The sequence below is a fragment of the Microbacterium sp. Root53 genome, assembly GCF_001426925.1.
Lineage (GTDB): Bacteria > Actinomycetota > Actinomycetes > Actinomycetales > Microbacteriaceae > Microbacterium.
The window spans coordinates 107,932-126,111 of the sequence record NZ_LMFR01000024.1 but is presented as its reverse complement, the minus strand read 5'-3'; the positions used below and the strand labels follow the sequence as shown (position 1 = coordinate 126,111).

The window sequence follows — 18,180 nt, the reverse complement described above, 5'->3', positions numbered from 1 at the left end:
GCGCCTCAGCCGCGCGCGCCGCGGCGCCCGAGGGCGCGGCGCAGCGCGTCGGCGACCGCGGCCTGCTGCTCCGCGCGCAGGTGCGGCGACATCGGGAGCGACAGGATGCGCTCCGCCGCCGCCTCCGCCACGGGGAACTCGCCCCGCCGGCGCCCGAGGTGCGCATACGCCCCGGTCAGATGCAGCGGCGTCGGGTAGTGCACTCCCACGCCGATCCCGGCGCGGGTCAGCTCCTCGGCGACCCGGTCGCGCTCCGCGAGGCGCACGACGTAGAGGTGCCACACGTCGCGGTTGCCCGGCAGGCTCGAGGGCGCCCGCACGTCGTCGAGGTCCGCGAGCAGGCGGCCGTAGCGCGCGGCGGCAGCCCGCCGCGCGGTGTTCCACGCGTCGAGCCGCCTCAGCTTGGCGCGCAGGACGACCGCCTGCACGGCGTCGAGGCGGGCGTTGACGCCCACCCGGTCGTGGACGTACCTGACGGCGCTGCCGTGCGCCTGCAGCGACCGCACGATCCCCGCCAGCTCGGGGTCGCCGGTCGTGACGGCTCCCGCGTCGCCCGCGGCGCCGAGGTTCTTGCCGGGATAGAAGCTGGTCGCGGCGATCCGGCCGATCGCGCCGGCCCGGCCCGCGGGGCCGACGGCGCCCTGCGCCTGGGCCGCGTCCTCGACCACCGCGAGGCCGTTACGCTCCGCGAGCGGAGCGATCCGCTCCACGGGCGCCGTCTGACCGAACAGGTGGACGGGGACGATCGCGCGCGTGCGCGGCGTGATCGCCGCCGCGACGGCGTCCGGGTCGATCAGCAGATGCTCGTCGTCCACGTCGACGAACACCGGCACGGCTCCGATCCGGCTGGCCGCGGCGGCGGTCGCGATGAACGAGTTGACCGGCACGATCACCTCGTCGCCGGGCCCCACGCCGACCGCGCGATAGGCGAGCTCGAGCGCGTCGGTGCCGTTCGAGACGCCGATCGCGTGGGCGGCGCCGACGAACGCGGCGTACTCGCGCTCGAACGCCGCGACCTGCTCGCCGCCGACGAACGCGGCCGAGAGCAGCAGCTCGCGCCAGGCGGGCAGCACCTCGTCGGCGATCTCGCCGGACTGCGCGGGAAGGTCGAGGAACGGGACGGGATCGTGCGGGACGGCGTCCGGCGGGACGGGCTCGCGCCACGCGGGCACGTCGCGCACGAGCACGGGGGCGGGGCGGGTCATGCGGGCACCTCTCGAAGGGGATCGGGTCGAAGGGGATCGGGTCGAAGGGGATCGGGTCGAAGGGCATCGGGTCGAAGGGCATCGGGTCGAAGGGGATCGGGCACGGCGATCCGGGCGTCGCCGGTCTCCGCGATCGGAATGGGCCGCGTGTCGAGCGGCAGGGCGCGGGCCGGCACGCCCGCCCACGTCTCGCCGGCGGGGACGTCGCGCAGGACCACGGCGCCCATGCCCACCGTCGCGCCCGCGTGGACGGTCGCGTACGGGCGGACCGAGGCGTTCATGCCGAGGTACGCCGCCTCCCCGACGCGGACGCCGCCGCCCAGGCTGACGCCGGCGGCGAGCGTCGCGAAGTCCTCGAGCACGTCGTCGTGCGTCACGGTGCACCCGGGCATCAGCACCACATGCCGGCCGAGCCGCGCATCGGCCGTGACGACCGCGCCGTCGAGCAGGATCGAGCCCGCGCCGACGACGCTGGAGCGCCCGACCCGGGCCCCCGGGGCGACGAACACGGCGTAGCGCTCCGGGGCGACGCCCGCGCGATCGAGGCGGCGCACGACCTGGCGGCGGGACCGGCCGGGCCCGATGCAGACGAGCAGCCGCTCGTCGCGCCGTGCCGCGTCCTCGGCCGGTCCCACCACGGGCACCCCTCCGCACAGCGTGCCGAGCATGCCGGGATCGTCGTCGAGTACGCCGACGACGTCCGGCATCCCGGCGGCGATGACCTCGCGCGCGAGTCCGCTCGCGCCGATCAGCAGCACGCTCACGCGGCGCCTCCCGCCTCGCGCACGACCGCGATCACGCGATCCTGCTCGGTCTCGGTCATCGCGTGGAACAGCGGCAGGATGAGCGTGCGGTCGGTGAGCCGCTCGGTCGCGGCGAGGGCCGCGGACCCCGTGTCGCGCGCGGCGTACGCGGGCTGGCGGTGCGCGGCCATGATGCCGCGCCGCGCCGAGACGCCGTGCTCGGCGAGCGCCGCGAGCAGGCCCTCCCGGTCGAGCGGATACGGCGGGGCGACCTCGATCCACAGAGACTGGAAGCTGCTCTGGCCCCACGGCGGATCGGCCGCCACGCGGAGACCGGGCACGCCCGCGAGCGCCGCGCGGTAGCGCGCCGCCAGCGCGCGCCTGCGGACCACGATCTCGGGCAGGCGCGTGAGCTGCACGAGCCCGATGGCCGCCTGCACGTCCGTCATCCGGAAGTTGAAGCCGATCTCGTCGTAGCTCTCGCGCGGCGACAGGAGCGCGGCGTGGCGCTCGGCCGCCGAGGCCCCCATGGCGTGCTCGCGCAGCCGGCGCGCGCGCTCCGCCCAGTCCTCGCGGCTCGTGGTGAGCATGCCGCCCTCGCCCGTCGTGAGGATCTTGCGCGGGTGGAACGACCAGGCGGCGAGCTCGGCGCCGGCGCCGACCGGGCGCCCGCGGTACGTGGATCCGATGCCGCACGCGGCGTCCTCGATCACGACGATGCCGCGCGGATCGCACAGCGCGCGGATCGGCGCGAGGTCGACGGGGATCCCTCCCTGATCGACCGCGATCACCGCGCGGGTCACGGGCGTCAGCGCGGCGGCGACCGTCGCCGCCGTGACGTTCCCGGTCGCGGCGTCCACGTCGGCGAAGACCACGCGCGCCCCCACGTAGGAGACCGCGTTGGCGGTCGCGATGAACGACAGCGACGGCACCACGACGTCGTCGCCGGGGCCGATGCCCGCCACGAGCAGGGCGAGGTGCAGCGCGGTGGTGCAGCTCGACGTCGCGACCGCGTGCCCTGCCTGCACGGTCGCCGCGAACTCGCGCTCGAACTCGGCCACGCGCGGCCCCTGCGCGACCCAGCCGGACGCGATGGTCTCGGCCACGGCCGCGGCCTCCTCCTCGCCGAGCCACGGCCGCATCACGTCGATGCGCGTCGCGGCGGCCGCGGTCATGCCGGCACCCCGACGCCGCTCACGCGGTCCGCGCCCGCGGCGTCCTCGGAGCCCGCGGGCTCCCAGTTGCGGTCCTCGATGCGCGCGAGCATCTGCTGGGGCGTGCGCGGCCGGCCGCGGAACCAGGTCACGAGGTCGGCGACACCCGCGTCGAACGGCATCGCGGGGCTGAACCCCGTCAGCCGGTGCATGAGGCGGGCGTCGACCAGCAGCCGGCGCACGTCGCCGGGCCTCGGCTCGAGGTGGACGGGCGCCAGCCCGGGCCGCCCGGTGAGGCGCGCGACGGTCTCCGCGAGCGCGGCGATCGTGACCTCGCGGCCCGATCCGAAGTTCACGGTGCGGCCGATCGCGTCGTCGCACTCGGCGAGCGTCGCGAGCCCGCGCGCCGTGTCGGTCACGTGCATGAAGTCGCGCGACTGCCGTCCGTCGCCGTAGATCAGGGCCGGCAGGCCGCACAGGTTGCGCACGATCGTGCGCGGCAGCACCTCGCCGCTGTCGCCCTCGAAGTGGCTGCGCGGCCCGTAGGTGTTGAACGGCCGCACCACGATGACCGGCTGGCCGTGCGTGCGGAACGCCGCCCGCGCGTACGCCTCGCCCGCGAGCTTGGCCGCGCCGTAGACGGTCTCGGGCCACGTGGGGTGGCGCTCGTCCATCGGCACCCGCTGCGCGGTGCCGAACACCTCGCTCGAGCTGACGTGCACGATCCGGCGCACGCCGGCCGCGCGCGCCCGCTCGAGCAGCGCCAGCGTGGCCGTGGCGTTGACCTCGTGATTGGTCATGGGGTCGTGGAGGCTGTGGCGCACGCCCAGGCACGCCAGGTGGAACAGCACGTCGGCGCCGTCCAGCGCGCGCAGGGCGGCATCCGAGCGGATGTCCGCCTCGACGAGCCGCACCCGCGGATCCGCGAGCCGGGCCGACAGATTCTCGCGGCTGCCGTTCACGAGCGAGTCGACGACCGTCACCTGCGCCACGCGCCGTCGCTCCACCAGCTCGTCGACCAGGTGGCTGCCGATGAAGCCCGCGCCGCCCGTGACCACGACGCGCGCACCCGTCAGGGACGTCATGCCGCACCCCCCAGCGCCACGAGCTCCGGTTCCCGCTCGACCGCCGCCGGGGCGCCCTGCGCGGCCAGGCTGCGCGAGGCGGCCTCCAGCACGGACAGGACCCGCAGGCCCGCGTCGCCGTCCGTGCGCGGGGCGCGGCCCTCGCGGATCGCGGCCGCGAACTCCGTCACCACGTTGCCGAGCGCCTCCTGCTCCGGCAGCGCGGGCGACCACGTGTCGCCCAGCCGGTACGAGACCCGCGCCTGGCGCGCGCCCTCGCGGCCGGCGGGCAGGTCGACTCCCCGGTCGAACACGCTCAGCCGCTGCTGCGGGTTCAGATCGTCCCACACGAGCGTGCGGCGCGTGCCGCCGATCACCATGCGCCGGATCTTCGTGGGGCTCAGCCAGTTGACCTGCACGTGCGCGATCGCGCCGCCCGCGAGCGGCATGGCGAGGTATCCGACGCACGCGCGGCCCGTGCCGAGCGGGTCGGCGCCCGCCGCCGAGACGGTGGCGGCCGTGAGGCCGCCCGGCAGCACGAAGTCGAGGATCGACAGGTCGTGCGGCGCGAGATCCCACAGCACGTCGACGTCGGGCTGCACGAGCCCGAGGTTGATGCGGGTCGAGTCGACGTACAGGATGTCGCCCAGCGCGCCCTCCGCGATCAGCTCCCGGATGCGCAGCACGGCCGGCGTGTAGCAGTACGTGTGGTCGGTCATGAGCACGAGCCCCTGCTCTCGCGCGGCGGCCACCATCGCGATGCCCGAGGCGCGGTCGGCCGCGAGCGGCTTCTCGACGATCACGTGCTTGCCCGCGGCGAGCGCGCGGCACGCGAGCGCGTGGTGCGTGCGGGCGGGGGTCGCGATCGCGACCGCGTCCACCAGCGGATCCGCCAGCACGTCGTCGACGTCGGTGCGCACGGGCGCGCCTCCCACGGACTCCGCGACGCGCCTGGCGCGATCGCGGTCGAGATCGCACACGGCCGCGAGCTCCCACGCGTCGGACGCGCGGAAGTTCCTGGCCAGGTTCGGCCCCCAGTAACCGGCGCCGATCACGCCCACACCCAGTCGTCCTGTCACCGATCCGCTCCTCGCCCTGCCCGTGTCCGCCGAACTCCCGAAGCGCGCCTTGTCGGCGCGGGCGGGCGGTGCCACCCTGGTGTGACCCGCGCCTGTCATGAGTGCCGCGGACCGCGTCTGATACGAAGGGATGCCGATGTCGGCTCCGCCCGCGATCGATCCCTCCGCCGACGTGTCGCCCGAGGCCCGGATCGGCGACGGCACGCGGGTCTGGCACCTGGCCCAGATCCGAGAGGGCGCGCGCCTGGGCGCGGACTGCGTCATCGGCCGCGGCGCGTACATCGGGCCCGGCGTGGTGCTGGGCGACGCCTGCAAGGTGCAGAACCACGCGCTGGTCTACGAGCCCGCGCGCCTGGGGGACGGGGTCTTCATCGGCCCGGCAGTGGTGCTCACGAACGACGAGTTCCCGCGCGCGGTCACGCCGGACGGGCGCCTCAAGGGCGCCGAGGACTGGCACGCGGTCGGCGTGACGGTCGGGCGCGGCGCGTCGATCGGCGCGCGGGCCGTGTGCGTCGCGCCCGTGGTGATCGGCGAATGGGCGCTGGTGGCCGCGGGCGCCGTGGTCACCAAGGACGTCCCGGCGTACGCGCTGGTCGTGGGCGTGCCGGCCCGCCGCATCGGCTGGGTCGGCCGCGCCGGCCGGCCGCTCGGACGGGACGGCGACGCGTGGGTCTGCCCCGAGACCGGCGAGCGCTACCTCGAGCGGGACGGCCTGCTGGAGCCGGTCGGCTAGAAGCCGCTGCCGTGGCTCAGGAACGGCGCCACGAGGCCCGTCTCCTGCGAGGCCAGGGCGAGCGCCTCCGAGGGCCCGAAGCCCGTGGCCAGGCCGCCGTGGAACGAGCTCAGCAGCTCGGCCGCGACGTCGTCGGTGACGACCACGGGCGCCGCGACCACGCACGCGGATCCGGCGTGCAGCCACGCGTGCGCCATCCCCAGCGCCTCGGCGCCCCAGCGGACCGACGACCGGCCGAGCTCGCAGGCCGACAGCACGACGGTCGCGGGCGGCCGCGCGATCCGGTCGATGTCGTATCCGAACAGGGTGCCGTCGGCGAGGCTCACGCCCGACAGCATGGGCGTCGCGGTCGAGTGCCTCCCGTGCGCGACCATGTGCAGCACGTCGACGTCCTCGGCCAGCGCCGCGACGGCGTCGACGCGCGCCTGGTCGCCGTGCAGCACGCGCGGCGCGCCGAAGGCCCCGAGCCCGCCGTGCTCGAGCTCCCACGCGAACGCGGCGCGCTCGGCCTCCTCCATGCCGCGCGCCACGGCGGGGCCGACCGCGAAGCCGGCGGAGCGCGCGGGGACGCAGCGCCCGCGGGACTGGACCCATCGCGACGCCGAGCGCGCCAGCGTCGCGGCCCGGCCCCGCATCGCGGGGAGCATGGTCCACGGCAGACCGGCGAGCACCCCGGGCGCGGTGAGCAGCACGCGACGGGGGTCGCCCGCGGCGTCCAGCGCGCGCTCCACGAGCAGACGCGACAGCTTGCGCAGGCGCGCCTCGAGAGCGGCGGCGACGACCCCGGCCATCGGGCCGGCCCGCACCGCGGCCGCGACATCGAGGTCGGCGCGCAGGCCCGGCAGCAGCCGGCGCACCTCGGGCCACGCGATCGGGAACGCGCTGGGCGGCCGGTCGTGCGGCACGACCAGGCACGTCAGCCGCCCGCGGCTGTAGAGATAGGTGACCAGCGCGGTCTCGTCGTCGAGCGCGGCGGTCAGCTCGTCGAGCGCCACGCGCGGCACGGCCCGGCTGTCGGCGGCCGTGCCCCACTGCCGGTTGCGGACCCGCTCTCGGATCTCGGCCACGCGCCGGTCCCGGGCCCAGTCCGCCTCGTCGATCTCCTCGCGCAGCAGCCGCAGCTGCGCGAGGTCCGCGGCGTGCCGGGGGTCGGGCGGCGGCCGCAGCGGCATGACCTGGTGCGCGAAGTGCCGGGCGCGCTCCGACCACTCGAACATGACCTCGGGCCTGCGCGAGGCGACCGCGGCGTCGATGCCCTCGAAGATGAGCCCGCTGCCGTGCATCGCCACGGAGGAGGCCACCTCGAGCGCGCCGAACGTCGCCTGCCACTGCGACAGGCTCTCGAGCCCCGCGGCCGCGTGCCGCCGCGCGTCGCCGAGCCGCCCCCGCGCGGCAGCGCGCACGGCGCGCGCCTCGTGCACGAGCAGCCGCACCGGGAGCGGGTCGCGCGCCCGCAGCCGCGGCGCCGGGCCGGTCGGCTCGCCCGCCCGGGCCCGCGCGATCCCGTCGGTCAGGCGCAGGGACGCGGCCTCGTCGGGGAAGCCCGCGCGCTCCAGGTCGACCGCGGCGCGCTCGATCTGGGCCGCGGTGGGGGCGCGGCGCCCTGCGGCGGCGCCCAGCTCCCGCAGCGCGCGCAGCCGCACGCCCTCGGCGCGCGCGGCCCACGCCGCGCTCCCCAGCGCCCGGAAGCGCCGGGCCGCCGCTGCCGCCACGGTCGCGGCCCGGTTCCGGTCGTGCGTGAGCAGGGACCGCGCGAGGTGGAACTCGGCCTCCGCGCGTGACTGCGGCATCCGGGCCGCGCCGAACGAGCGGGCGACCTCGGCGAGCGTGTCCTCGGCCTCGAACACCTGCCCGGCGTCGCGCAGCACCTGGGCGCGGTCGAGATCGCAGATCGCGGCGTTCACGGGAGAGGATGCCGCGATCGGCCGCGCCTCCGCCATCTTCTCGAGCGCCGTGACGAGGTCGCCCTCGAGCAGCGCCACGTAGCCGGCGTTGTGGACGGTCAGCGCGCGGTCGTGCTCGTGGTCCGCGTCGCTGAAGCGCGCCGCGGCGGCGTCGAGGTCGACGCGCGCCTCCGACAGCCGCCCGAGGCGCATGAGGGCCACGCTGCGGTTGGTCAGCATGTTGCCCAGGCGCAGCGGATCCCGCTCGGCGTGGATCGCCTGGTCGAGCCACGCGAGCGCCTCCTCGAAGTCGCCCCGCTCGACCGCGAGGGCCCCCAGCTGGCCCTGCAGCACCGCCGCCGTGTCGGGGGCGAGCCTGCGGCGCTCTCCCCCGGCGCCGAGCGCCTCGCGGCAGATGCGCTCGGCCTCGTCCGGGTGCCCCGTGCGGGTCAGGATGTACGCGAGCGTGCCCGTGATCCGCGCACGCTGCTCGGGGGACGACGCGCGCTCGGCCGCATCGTGGAGCGCGCGGCGCGCCGCCGCCATCCGGCCCTGATTGCCGAGTCGCACGCCGCGCGCGTGGAGCTCATCCGCCGACAGGCGCATCCGCTCCTCCTCCCCCGCGCTTCCCCTTCCATTCGGCGTCGCGCGGGTGCACCATGTGCGAGAACACTGTTCGTGCCCTCATGGTCAGTGTCCACCCCACCCCCGACACACAGAAGGGCATTCCCCCCCGATGCCGTTCACCCGAACCAACGCCCACGTCTGCGCTCATGAGCCGGTGCTCGCCCTCACACGCGGGAGCCGTCGCCCGCACCGATCTCGTCGAGCGCCCCACGCGTGGCACGCCGCGACCGCTCGATGCGGTCCGGCGTCGTCGACGCAGGCCTGAACTCGCCCGCCGCCAGCGCGGCGGCGATCGCGCCCGCCACGTACGGCGCGGCGAACGACGTGCCGCTCCACACCGCGAAGCCGCCGCGGAACCCCTCCGCCGCGATGGTCTCGCGGCGGCGGCCGTACTCGTCCGAGCGCGTCGCGGCCTGTCGCCCGCCCTCGAAGGCCGGGATGGCGCTGACCACGGCCGCGCCGGGCGCGTACGCGCGCACCCACGGTCCGACGTTCGAGAACAGCGCGACCGACGTCCCTCCCGGGTTCAGCGCGCCCACCGAGACGTGCTCGGCCAGGTCGTCGGGCGCGATCCCGTTGTCCGACCCCGGCCAGGGCCAGAGCGACGCGGGGAACGCGGGCCGGTCGATCGCGTCGTTGCCCGCCGAGCAGACCACCGCGCAGCCGAGAACCCGCGCGACGCGCAGCACGTCGTACACCGTGCGCGAGAACAGGCCGTCCTCCGGCGTCTCGTGGTAGTACCCGAGCGACAGGCTGATCACGTCGATCGGGCGCCCGCCCTCCTCGCCGGCGTCGTGCCGCCGGGCCAGCTCGACCACGTCCGCGAGGGTCGTGATCAGCGTGCTCTCGTCCACGACGCCCAGCGCGTTCGCGAGGCGCACCGAGACGATGTCGGCCTCCGGCGCGACCTGGCGCACGACGCCCGCGATGAACGTGCCGTGGCCCGCGACCGGATCGATCTCGCCGTCGAGCTGGCCGTACAGATCGCCGAAGCGCTCCGGGTCCGCGTCGTCCGTGAGGCCGATCGGACGGCCGTCGATCTCGGGCCGCCGCGTCACGATGTCGTCGGGCAGCCACGCGTGCTCGCCGCAGCCGGTGTCGAGGATCGCCACCACGGGGCGGCGACGCCCCTTCGGCAGGACGCCCCGCACGGGACCGGCGCCGAGGTGCGCGACCGGCTGCCGGCCGCCCCAGCCCGGCTCGGCGTACTCGCCTGCGCCGAACGGGTTGGTCTTCGTGAAGGGGTTGGTCTTGGTGAACGGGTTCGTCTTCGTGAACGGGTTCACACCCACCGGGTCGATCGTGAGCAGGTGGTCGAGGCCCACGCCCGTGAGCTTCGAATCCGCCAGCCGCCGGGCGCGCTGCAGCAGCCGCCACGCGTCCGGCGCGGGTCCCGGCTCGCCGCGGCCGTCGCCGCGCGCCCGCAGCAGCAGCCGCGTCACGCCGGGCACCTCCGGCAGCAGCGGCTGCGGCTCGTCCTGGAGTCCCTCCAGCCGCTCGCCGCGCAGCGACTCGGCCTCGAGCGCGAGCCCGAGGCTCTCCGCGGCGGCCTCGAGCGCCCGCAGATGCCCCGAGCGCTCGCCGCCGGAGCTCGCCACGAGCAGCCGATCGGGCACGTAGACCGTGGGGAACGCCTGCACGCCGGGGGCGGGCTCGGTGTCCGGGTCCAGGACGCGGCCCGGCAGCAGCGATCCCGCCGCGCGATCCCGCCAGGTCCACTCCTTGGGCGTCTCCTCGGCCATGGGTCATCCTTCCGCGGCCGCGCCGCACTCCACCCTCACGTCGGCGCGGGGGCGCCGCCGTGCAGAGGGAGGCCGGCTCACACCTCGAACTGCGGCGTGATGAACTCCCTCAGCTCTCCGTCCATCCGGACGATCAGTCTCACCGTGGACAGCCCCGCCGGGACCTCCGCGAAGGCGAAGCGCCCCTCGTCGCCGAGGTCCGCCGCCCACTCGTGCGCGTCCTGCGCGAGCCGCGCGGCCAGCACGGGCGGATCGGACCAGCCGTCCACCCGGCGCCCGCCGCTCTCGGTCGCCGACACGTGCAGCAGCACGCTGGTCGCGTCGTCGCTGAACTGCAGCGTCAGGCGCGACTGCTCGCTCCGCACGGCGCCCTCGAGCGCCGTCACGGGCGTCAGCAGCGCGTACTCGCGGGACACGTCGTCGACCGCGACCGAGGCGATCATCCGCTCGGTCAGGTCGGACGGCGGCGCGTCGCGCTCCTCCCACACGTCTCGCAGCGAGGCCAGCAGCGCGGCGTCGCGCTCCTCGTCGTATGCGTTCATCCCCTCCACACGCACCATCATGCCCCCGCTTCCTCGCCGTGTCCGACGATGAGCGCGCGGAGCTTCGCCAGGCAGCGGCCCCGCGTCGGTCCGATGCTGCCGATCGGCATACGCAGATCGGCGGCGATGCGGCGGTAGTCCGGGCGGTCGTCGAACGCGACGATCCGCAGCAGGCGGCGGCATCGCTCGTCCAGCTGCTCGACGGCGTGCCACAGGCCCTCGGAGGCGACGGCCTCGACGGCCTCGTCCTCGGCCGACCGGTGCGTCGGGAGGCGCGGCTCGAGCCGCTCGTCCTCCATGGCGTTCGAGCGCGAGTCGACGCGCGACGTGCGCCACGCCTCCCGCCGCGCGGTGACCGTGAGCCACGCGGACACGGCCGTGGGATCGAGCACCGAGTCGTGCTTGCGCACGAACGTGAGCCACGTGGTCTGCACGACGTCCTCCGCCGCCGACGGGCTGAGCCCGTAGGCGCGCGCCATGTGCCACAGCGTCGGGGTCATGAGCCGCACCAGGTCGTCCATCGCCCGGGTCTCGCCGGCGCGCCACCGGCCGAACAGCTCGGCGGCCTGCTGCCAGCGGGGAGGCTCTCCGGCCGCGGACGACTCGTCCTCGCCCTGGCCGGGAGCGCGCGCGCCGGGCGCCGCCTCCTCGGGCCGCGGGGCGTGCCGCCCCTCGGGCATGGCACGCAGAGGTTCGTCCTCCACCCGGTCATTGTGTTCACGGAATGGAGGATGCCGCAAGGACCGGGATGATACCGACGCCGGCACTCACACCGGTGGGGACTTCTGCCCACCGGGGCCGGGCGCCGGATCATGGGCGCGGATCCTCTGCAGGCCGCTCTTGACGGCGTCCAGGCCCCACTTGCCGCCGACCGCCAGTATCGCGCGCTTGGCGGCGAGGCGCATCCCCTCGCGGGACTCGCGGAGCGGTCGCCGCACCCAGCCGTCGAGGGCGACGGCCGATCGGGGCGTCGCCGGCACGTCGTCGAGCACGCCGGGGAAGCGGTCGCGGTGCCGGGCCGCGTCGGTCAGGCGTCCCCGGACGCGGTTGCTCACGTTGCGCCCGTGGACGACCTGGAGCCATGCCGGCGGTCCGCCGGCCGACACGGCGAGCATGCGGCGGTGCAGCAGCGTGTGCCAGTCGCACCAGGCCGTCGCGGGCGCCTCCCAGGGCTCGGCGACCGACGCGAAGGCGTTGTGGCGGTCGCGGCGCAGGTACACGCGGTCGCCCCGGCGGATGAGGCCGTCCGCCAGGTACAGGGCGCGGCGCTCTCCCGGGACGGCGAGCGCCTGCAGGCGCGCGGCGAAGTCGATCGCGAGGCCGTCGTCGTTGTCGAGATTCGTGGTGAGCAGGACGTCGCCGCGCGCGCCCGTGACCGCCCGGGCGTCGTCCGCGAGCTGCGCCGCGGTGACGCTCTCGCGGTACACCGGCACGAAGGCGCCGGCGTCCGCGAGCGGCGACAGCCGGTCGACGAGCCAGGCGGGGCTCGCGGGGTCGAGGTACACGATCCAGGACACGCGGGCCGTCTGCGCCGCCACGCTCGGCACGGTGTACCGCAGGAACAGCCCGACGCGGTCGCGCAGCCAGCCGTCCTGCGCGCGGATGACGCTCTCGGGCCCCACGGAGGGGAGGTTGAACCGGGTCAGCAGCACATGGTCGACGCTCACGGCGCCCCCTCTCCCCCGCACTCGGCGGGCTCGACCTCGACCGGCGCGTCGCCCGCCAGCGGCGTGTGGATCAGCACCGGCACCGCCCCGCCCGGCTCGGCCGCGACGACGCGGAACTCGATCGTGGTGGTCTCTCCCGGCGGCACCGCGACGCGCGTGCCGACCGCGGGCCTGCCGTGCGCGGCCCCGGCGTCGGAGTGCACTGCCGCGCCGTCGCGCCACACGCCCTCGACCGCGGCCCCCTCCGGGGCAATCGCCGTGACCCGCAGCCCGAGCTCGTCGCGCGCGAACCCGCTGAACCCGGGCGCCGCCGTGAACGGGAAGTCGACCTCGGCGGGCACCGCGCTGCGGATCGTGGCCGCCAGGGTCACGGCGGCGCGGCCGTCCGGCCGGCAGGACGCGCGCGCCGAGAACGACGCCTCCAGATAAGCGTCGAGCTTGCTGCCCGAGAGGTTGTCGAGCAGCAGCCCGAAGCCGTGGGCGCCCTGCCCGTCCGCCTGGTCGAGACGGGCGAGCATCCCGGCCGCGGGGGTCGCGGCGATGAGCCGCTGCTCGTCGGGATCCGCGCTCCAGGCCGAGACCCTGCCCTCCTGCGCGAGCGGCCCGAGCACGGCGGCGAAGCGCGGCAGCTGGGACCTCGCGGCGAGCACGGCCTCGGTCGCGGCGGCGACCACGTCGCGGAAGTACCCGGTCTGCTCGTCCTGCGACAGGGTCAGGTACGGGCGCCGCAGCAGCGCGTCGAGGATGCCGGCCGCGTCGATGCGCTCCCCCGCGAGCTCGAACGGGCCGATCACCTCGAGCAGCGCCTGCAGCACGACCGGGTCGATCGAGACGACCGCGTCGGGCCGCTCTCCCTTCTCGAGCCGCCACCACTCCGCGGCCAGACGCGCCGACAGCGTGAAGTCGGGCGTCATGGTGAGGTTCTGCACGAAGCGCCCGGTCGTGGGCCCGCCCGGCGCGTCGCCGAGCGGCACGACGGGATGGTCCGCGACCGCGAACGCCGAGCTGTCGCTGTTCCCCACCAGCTCGAGGGCGCCCTCGTGCGCCTCGATCGCGAGGAACGTGCCGGTGATCCCGCCGCCGGCGCGCAGCTCGGCGTTGTTCTGCACGATCACGAGGATCAGGCGCGGCTCCGCGGAGCCGATCGTCGACGCCGCGAGCGCCGAGACCGGCTCGAGCGCGGCGAGCATCGGCTGGGCGCGCTCGAGCGCGCCGTCGACCCGCGCCAGCATCCGCCGCACGGGCTCCAGCACCGCCGGGGTGTCGACCTCGGCCAGCTCGCGGCGCGCCTCGTCCACCGCCCGGCGCGCCTCGGCGGCGACGTCGGCCAGCGCGCGGGTCGCGCCCACGTCGATCCGCTCGCCGTCGAGGCGCAGCGCCTCGGCGAACCCCGCGGCCGCGTCGGCGCCCGGTCGCACGCCGCGTGCGGCGACCTCGTCCAGCGCGTCGGCCGCGACGCGCACGGCGCTCAGCGTGGGGCCCGCGAACGGCGCGAGCTCCGCGGCGCGCCACACGGGGTCGGCCGTGTGCGCCGCGAGCGCGGCGGCGTGGGCCGCGAGCTCGTCGGCCTCGGCCGCCACCGCGGCGTGGTCGAGGGGCTCGGCGGCCACCGCGGCCTCGAGCCGCTCGGCCGTGCGCAGCAGCGCGCTCGCCTCGCCGTACGCGAGGAGCGCGCGGACGCCCAGCAGCATGATCGCCGCGGCGAGCAGCGCGCCGCCCCACGTCGCGACGCGGACGACCGCGCGACGGCGACGCCGCCGGCGCGCGGCCGCGTCGGTCAGCGCCGCGGCCGACGGCTTGCGCGCATCCACGCGAGTACGCCTCCGACGAGCATGGCGGCGCCGACCCCCAGCGGGGTGGCGAACTCGGCGCCGGTGGCGGCGAGCCCACCGCCCGGCGCTGCGGCCGGCGCGGGCGCCGGCGGGGTGGCCTCGGGGCGCGGCCCCAGCACGCACCCGGGCGTCGACGGCGGATACGAGGCGGCCACGACCGCCGCGGGGTTCACCTCGAGCGTGATCACGGCACCCGATCGCGTCCAGCCGAGGTTGGCCTCGCCGACGTCGCGCCACACGCCGTCCTCGAGCAGCCATCCGGGCCAGGCCGATCCCGCGCCGTCGGGTCCGACCGCGGCGGCCGGCCACAGCACGCGCCCGGCGAGCCGGTCATCCGGCCCCAGCGTGCCGAGCGGCAGCTCGAAGAGCTCGCCGCCCTTCGCGAACACGAGCGACGCGTCACGCGAGGTGCTCAGCCCGTCGGGGTCGATCAGCGTGACGTCGTAGGTGATCCAGGGCGCATCGTCCACGCACTCGGCGAACGCGCTCGCGTTGAGCGAGGGCTCGGTGCGCGGAGGGGGCTGGTAGGGCGCGTACAGGTCGTCGTCGACGCCCGCGCTCGCCCCGGGCGCGAGCAGCAGGGCGATCGCCGCTCCTCCGGCCATGGCGTGCAGCACGATGGGGTCCCCGTCCGGTCAGCGCCCGCCGGCGGCGGGCGTCACCCGGTACGAGCCCGATGGGGGCGCGCTGATACCTCGGGATCAGGCCCCGTCGCCGAGCGCGGCGAGGCGCTCGGCCTCGTCCGCCTCGATGCACGACTGGACGACGGGCTCGAGCGCGCCGTCCATCACCTGGTCGAGGTTGTACGCCTTGTAGCCGGTCCGGTGGTCCGCGATGCGGTTCTCGGGGAAGTTGTACGTGCGGATGCGCTCCGAGCGGTCCATGCCGCGGATCTGCGACTTGCGCGCATCCGCCGCGGCGGCGTCCAGCTCCTCCTGCTGCCGTGCGAGCAGGCGCGCCCGGAGCACGCGCAGCGCGGCCTCGCGGTTCTGCAGCTGCGACTTCTCGTTCTGCATCGACACCACGATCCCCGTGGGCACGTGCGTGATCCGCACGGCCGAGTCGGTCGTGTTGACCGACTGCCCGCCCGGGCCCGACGACCGGAAGACGTCGATCTTCAGGTCGTTGGGGTCGATGTGGATCTCCTCGGGCTCGTCCACCTCGGGGAACACCAGCACGCCGGTCGTCGACGTGTGGATGCGCCCCTGCGACTCGGTCGCGGGAACGCGCTGCACGCGGTGCACGCCGCCCTCGTACTTCAGGTGCGCCCACACGCCCTGCGCGGGGTCGGACGAGGAGCCCTTGATCGCGATCTGGACGTCCTTGTAGCCGCCCAGGTCGGACTCGTTGCGGTCGAGCAGCTCGGTCTTCCAGCCCTTCGACGCGGCGTACTGCATGTACATGCGCAGCAGGTCGGCGGCGAACAGCGCCGACTCCGCGCCGCCCTCGCCGGCCTTGATCTCCATGATCACGTCGCGCGCGTCATCCGGGTCGCGGGGGATCAGCAGGCGGCGCAGGCGCTCCTGCGCCTGGGCCAGCCTCTCCTCGAGCGCGGGGACCTCGGCGGCGAACGCCTCGTCCTCGCGCGCGAGCTCGCGGGCCGCCGCGAGGTCGTCCCCCGCGGCGGTCCACGCCTCGTGCGCGGCGACGATGCGGCTCAGCTCGGCGTAGCGCCGGTTGACCCGCTTGGCGCGCGCGGCGTCGGCGTGCACGGCGGGGTCGGAGAGCTCCTCCTGCACCCGCCGGTGCTCGTCGATCAGCGCATCGACGGACTCGAACATCCGGTCAGCGGATGTCGTTCTCGTGGCCCGAGGAGCGTCCGCCGGCCGCCGGGATGTTCTTCTGCATCTGCACGAGGAACTCCACGTTCGACTGCGTCTCCTTGAGCTTGTCGAGGATGGTCGCGAGCGCCTGCTCCGGCGACAGACCCGCGAGGGCGCGGCGCAGCTTCCAGGTGATCTTGACCTCGTCGGGGCTCAGCAGCATCTCCTCGCGGCGCGTGGACGACGCGTTGATGTCGACCGCCGGGAAGATGCGCTTGTCGGCGAGCTGGCGCGACAGGCGCAGCTCCATGTTGCCGGTGCCCTTGAACTCCTCGAAGATGACCTCGTCCATCTTGGATCCGGTCTCGACCAGCGCGGTCGCGAGGATGGTCAGCGAGCCGCCGTTCTCGATGTTGCGCGCGGCGCCGAAGAAGCGCTTGGGCGGGTACAGCGCCGACGCGTCCACGCCGCCCGAGAGCACGCGGCCCGAGGTCGGGGCCGACACGTTGTAGGCGCGGCCCAGGCGCGTGATCGAGTCGAGCAGCACGACCACGTCGCGGCCGAGCTCGACCAGGCGCTTGGCACGCTCGATCGCGAGCTCGGCGACCGTGGTGTGGTCCTCGGCCGGGCGGTCGAAGGTCGAGGCGATGACCTCGCCCTTGACCGTGCGCTGCATGTCCGTGACCTCCTCGGGGCGCTCGTCCACGAGCACGACCATGAGGTGGGCCTCCGGGTTGTTCTGCGCGATCGCGTTGGCGATCTGCTGCAGCACGATGGTCTTGCCGGCCTTCGGGGGCGCGACGATCAGGCCGCGCTGGCCCTTGCCGATCGGGGCGACCAGGTCGATGATCCGCTGCGTCAGCTTCTCGTGCGCGGTCTCCAGGCGCAGGCGCTCCTGGGGGTACAGCGGCGTGAGCTTCGAGAACTCGACGCGGTTCGCGGCGTCCTCGACCGACAGGCCGTTGACCGAGTCGACCTTGACGAGCGCGTTGTACTTCTGGCGGCCCTGCTGCTCGCCCTCGCGGGGCTGCTTGATGGCGCCGACGACCGCGTCGCCCTTGCGCAGGTTGTACTTCTTGACCTGGCCGAGCGAGACGTAGACGTCCTGCTGGCCGGGGAGGTAGCCCGTGGTGCGCACGAACGCGTAGTTGTCGAGCACGTCCAGGATGCCCGCGATCGGGATCAGGACGTCGTCCTCGGTGATCTCGGTCTCGAACTCGTCGGCCGGCTGGCCGCCGCCGCGGCGCTTGCTGCGCGCGCTGCGTCCGCCGCGACCGCCCTGGGCGTCGTCGTCGGCGTCCTGCGCCTGCGCCTGCGGGCCGCGCGCGTTCTGGCCGCCCTGGCTCTGGCCGTTCTGGCCGTCCTGGGCGCCCTCGGTGCGGTCGCCCTTGTTGCGGTTGCGGCTGCGGCTCCGGCTGCGGCTGCGGCGGCCGGTGCCCTCCAGGCCCGTGCCCTCCTGGCCCGCGTTCTCCTGGCCCGCGTTCTCCTGGCCGCCGGCGTGCTGACCCGCGTCCTGCGCGGCGGCCTGGTCGCCGCCCTCGGGCGCCTGCTCGGCGCCCTCGGCGGGAGCCGCGGTCTCGGCCTGCGGGGCGGACGCCTCGGCCGGCTCGGCCGGCGCGCTCTCGGCGGCGGGCTCGGCCGGCGCGGCCTTGGGGGTGCGCTTGCGGGGCGCGCGCTTGGGCTTCTCGGCGGGCGCGTCCTCGGCCGGGGCCTCGGTCGCGTCGGCGGCGGGCGCCTCGGCCGTCTCGGCCTCGGCGGGCGCGACGTCGGTCGACTTGGCGCGGCGGGGCGCGCGCTTGCGCGGCGCGGCCTTCACGGGCACGATCGGCTCCTCGGCGGCCGGCTCCTCGGCCGCGGGCTCCTCGGCGGGGGCGTCCTCGGCGGGAGCCTCCGTCGGCTCCTCCTCCGCGTCGTCCTCGGCCGGCGCCGCGACTGCGGCGTCCTGGACGGCGTCCTGCGACGCGTCCTGACCGGCGTCCTGCGTGGTCTCGCCCGCGGGCGAGGTGGTCTCGGCTGTCTGCTCGTCGCTCACGGCGGCGGCATCCGTCTGGGTCTCGGAGATGGACTCCACGAGTACTCCTCTGTATGGAACGTGGGGATGATGCCCGATCGCACGTACGGGATGAATCGCGGCACGCGCCACGAC

General features: G+C 75.7%; 15 protein-coding genes. 1 reads left to right on the top strand and 14 read right to left on the bottom strand.

What is annotated here, in order from left to right; translation table 11 throughout:
• Positions 1-5: 5 nt before the first annotated feature.
• From ASD19_RS12080 to ASD19_RS12060, 5 genes are read right to left on the bottom strand one after another with little or no spacing between them, the layout of a single operon-like run.
• On the bottom strand, positions 6-1,205 hold the full coding sequence (locus tag ASD19_RS12080; RefSeq protein ID WP_082543175.1) for a DegT/DnrJ/EryC1/StrS family aminotransferase: 1,200 nt from the start codon (positions 1,203-1,205) through the stop codon (positions 6-8).
• Positions 1,202-1,969, bottom strand: a complete 768-nt coding sequence (locus ASD19_RS12075; protein WP_082543174.1) for an acetyltransferase — start codon at positions 1,967-1,969, stop codon at positions 1,202-1,204. Before ASD19_RS12075 ends, ASD19_RS12080 begins: the two co-directional genes overlap by 4 nt.
• A complete protein-coding gene (locus ASD19_RS12070) occupies positions 1,966-3,123 on the bottom strand; it encodes a DegT/DnrJ/EryC1/StrS family aminotransferase (protein ID WP_055993086.1) in 1,158 nt (385 codons plus the stop codon). Before ASD19_RS12070 ends, ASD19_RS12075 begins: the two co-directional genes overlap by 4 nt.
• Complete coding sequence (locus tag ASD19_RS12065) at positions 3,120-4,187, bottom strand: dTDP-glucose 4,6-dehydratase (protein ID WP_055993084.1); 1,068 nt, start codon at positions 4,185-4,187, stop codon at positions 3,120-3,122. The genes ASD19_RS12070 and ASD19_RS12065 overlap by 4 nt, the downstream gene beginning before the upstream one ends.
• Positions 4,184-5,245, bottom strand: a complete 1,062-nt coding sequence (locus tag ASD19_RS12060) for a Gfo/Idh/MocA family protein (protein ID WP_055993409.1) — start codon at positions 5,243-5,245, stop codon at positions 4,184-4,186. Before ASD19_RS12060 ends, ASD19_RS12065 begins: the two co-directional genes overlap by 4 nt.
• A 136-nt stretch (positions 5,246-5,381) precedes the next feature.
• On the opposite strand from ASD19_RS12060, the gene ASD19_RS12055 reads away from it, so the two are divergent.
• Positions 5,382-5,978, top strand: a complete 597-nt coding sequence (locus ASD19_RS12055) for an acyltransferase (RefSeq protein WP_055993082.1) — start codon at positions 5,382-5,384, stop codon at positions 5,976-5,978.
• On the opposite strand, the gene ASD19_RS12050 is transcribed toward ASD19_RS12055, so the two are convergent.
• The 9 genes from ASD19_RS12050 to rho all read right to left on the bottom strand — a co-directional run bounded on the left by ASD19_RS12050 (position 5,975) and on the right by rho (position 18,105).
• Complete coding sequence (locus tag ASD19_RS12050) at positions 5,975-8,467, bottom strand: CHAT domain-containing protein (protein WP_055993080.1); 2,493 nt, start codon at positions 8,465-8,467, stop codon at positions 5,975-5,977. The two genes, ASD19_RS12055 and ASD19_RS12050, sit on opposite strands and share 4 nt — an antisense overlap.
• A gap of 185 nt (positions 8,468-8,652) precedes the next feature.
• Entirely contained in the window at positions 8,653-10,230 is a 1,578-nt protein-coding gene (locus tag ASD19_RS12045) for a S8/S53 family peptidase (protein ID WP_082543173.1), read from the bottom strand.
• A gap of 77 nt (positions 10,231-10,307) precedes the next feature.
• Positions 10,308-10,793 (bottom strand): hypothetical protein, encoded by a 486-nt coding sequence (locus tag ASD19_RS12040; RefSeq protein ID WP_230667683.1) that lies wholly within the window; start codon positions 10,791-10,793, stop codon positions 10,308-10,310.
• A complete protein-coding gene (locus ASD19_RS12035; RefSeq protein ID WP_230667681.1) occupies positions 10,790-11,476 on the bottom strand; it encodes an RNA polymerase sigma factor in 687 nt (228 codons plus the stop codon). The genes ASD19_RS12040 and ASD19_RS12035 overlap by 4 nt, the downstream gene beginning before the upstream one ends.
• A gap of 63 nt (positions 11,477-11,539) precedes the next feature.
• Complete coding sequence (locus ASD19_RS12030) at positions 11,540-12,439, bottom strand: glycosyltransferase (RefSeq protein WP_055993078.1); 900 nt, start codon at positions 12,437-12,439, stop codon at positions 11,540-11,542.
• Positions 12,436-14,250 carry a DUF4012 domain-containing protein gene (locus ASD19_RS12025; protein ID WP_055993077.1) on the bottom strand — a complete coding sequence of 605 codons (1,815 nt, stop codon included), beginning with the start codon at positions 14,248-14,250 and terminating at the stop codon, positions 12,436-12,438. Before ASD19_RS12025 ends, ASD19_RS12030 begins: the two co-directional genes overlap by 4 nt.
• The gene (locus ASD19_RS12020; RefSeq protein ID WP_055993075.1) at positions 14,217-14,888 is read right to left on the bottom strand and encodes a hypothetical protein; all 672 of its coding nucleotides are present in this window, start codon (positions 14,886-14,888) and stop codon (positions 14,217-14,219) included. Before ASD19_RS12020 ends, ASD19_RS12025 begins: the two co-directional genes overlap by 34 nt.
• Positions 14,889-14,972: 84 nt before the next feature.
• A complete protein-coding gene (prfA, locus tag ASD19_RS12015) occupies positions 14,973-16,052 on the bottom strand; it encodes a peptide chain release factor 1 (protein WP_055993073.1) in 1,080 nt (359 codons plus the stop codon).
• A gap of 4 nt (positions 16,053-16,056) precedes the next feature.
• A complete protein-coding gene (rho, locus tag ASD19_RS12010; protein WP_055993071.1) occupies positions 16,057-18,105 on the bottom strand; it encodes a transcription termination factor Rho in 2,049 nt (682 codons plus the stop codon).
• Positions 18,106-18,180: the final 75 nt, after the last annotated feature.

What these genes read in the sequence shown, in the direction of transcription:
- ASD19_RS12040 (WP_230667683.1), bottom strand. Translation starts at nt 10,793, where the DNA reads ATGATGGTGCGTGTGGAGGGGATGAACGCATACGACGAGGAGCGCGAC.
- ASD19_RS12050 (WP_055993080.1), bottom strand. Translation starts at nt 8,467, where the DNA reads ATGCGCCTGTCGGCGGATGAGCTCCACGCGCGCGGCGTGCGACTCGGC.
- ASD19_RS12070 (WP_055993086.1), bottom strand. Translation starts at nt 3,123, where the DNA reads ATGACCGCGGCCGCCGCGACGCGCATCGACGTGATGCGGCCGTGGCTC.
- ASD19_RS12045 (WP_082543173.1), bottom strand. Translation starts at nt 10,230, where the DNA reads ATGGCCGAGGAGACGCCCAAGGAGTGGACCTGGCGGGATCGCGCGGCG.
- ASD19_RS12065 (WP_055993084.1), bottom strand. Translation starts at nt 4,187, where the DNA reads ATGACGTCCCTGACGGGTGCGCGCGTCGTGGTCACGGGCGGCGCGGGC.
- ASD19_RS12080 (WP_082543175.1), bottom strand. Translation starts at nt 1,205, where the DNA reads ATGACCCGCCCCGCCCCCGTGCTCGTGCGCGACGTGCCCGCGTGGCGC.
- prfA (WP_055993073.1), bottom strand. Translation starts at nt 16,052, where the DNA reads ATGTTCGAGTCCGTCGATGCGCTGATCGACGAGCACCGGCGGGTGCAG.
- ASD19_RS12055 (WP_055993082.1), top strand. Translation starts at nt 5,382, where the DNA reads ATGTCGGCTCCGCCCGCGATCGATCCCTCCGCCGACGTGTCGCCCGAG.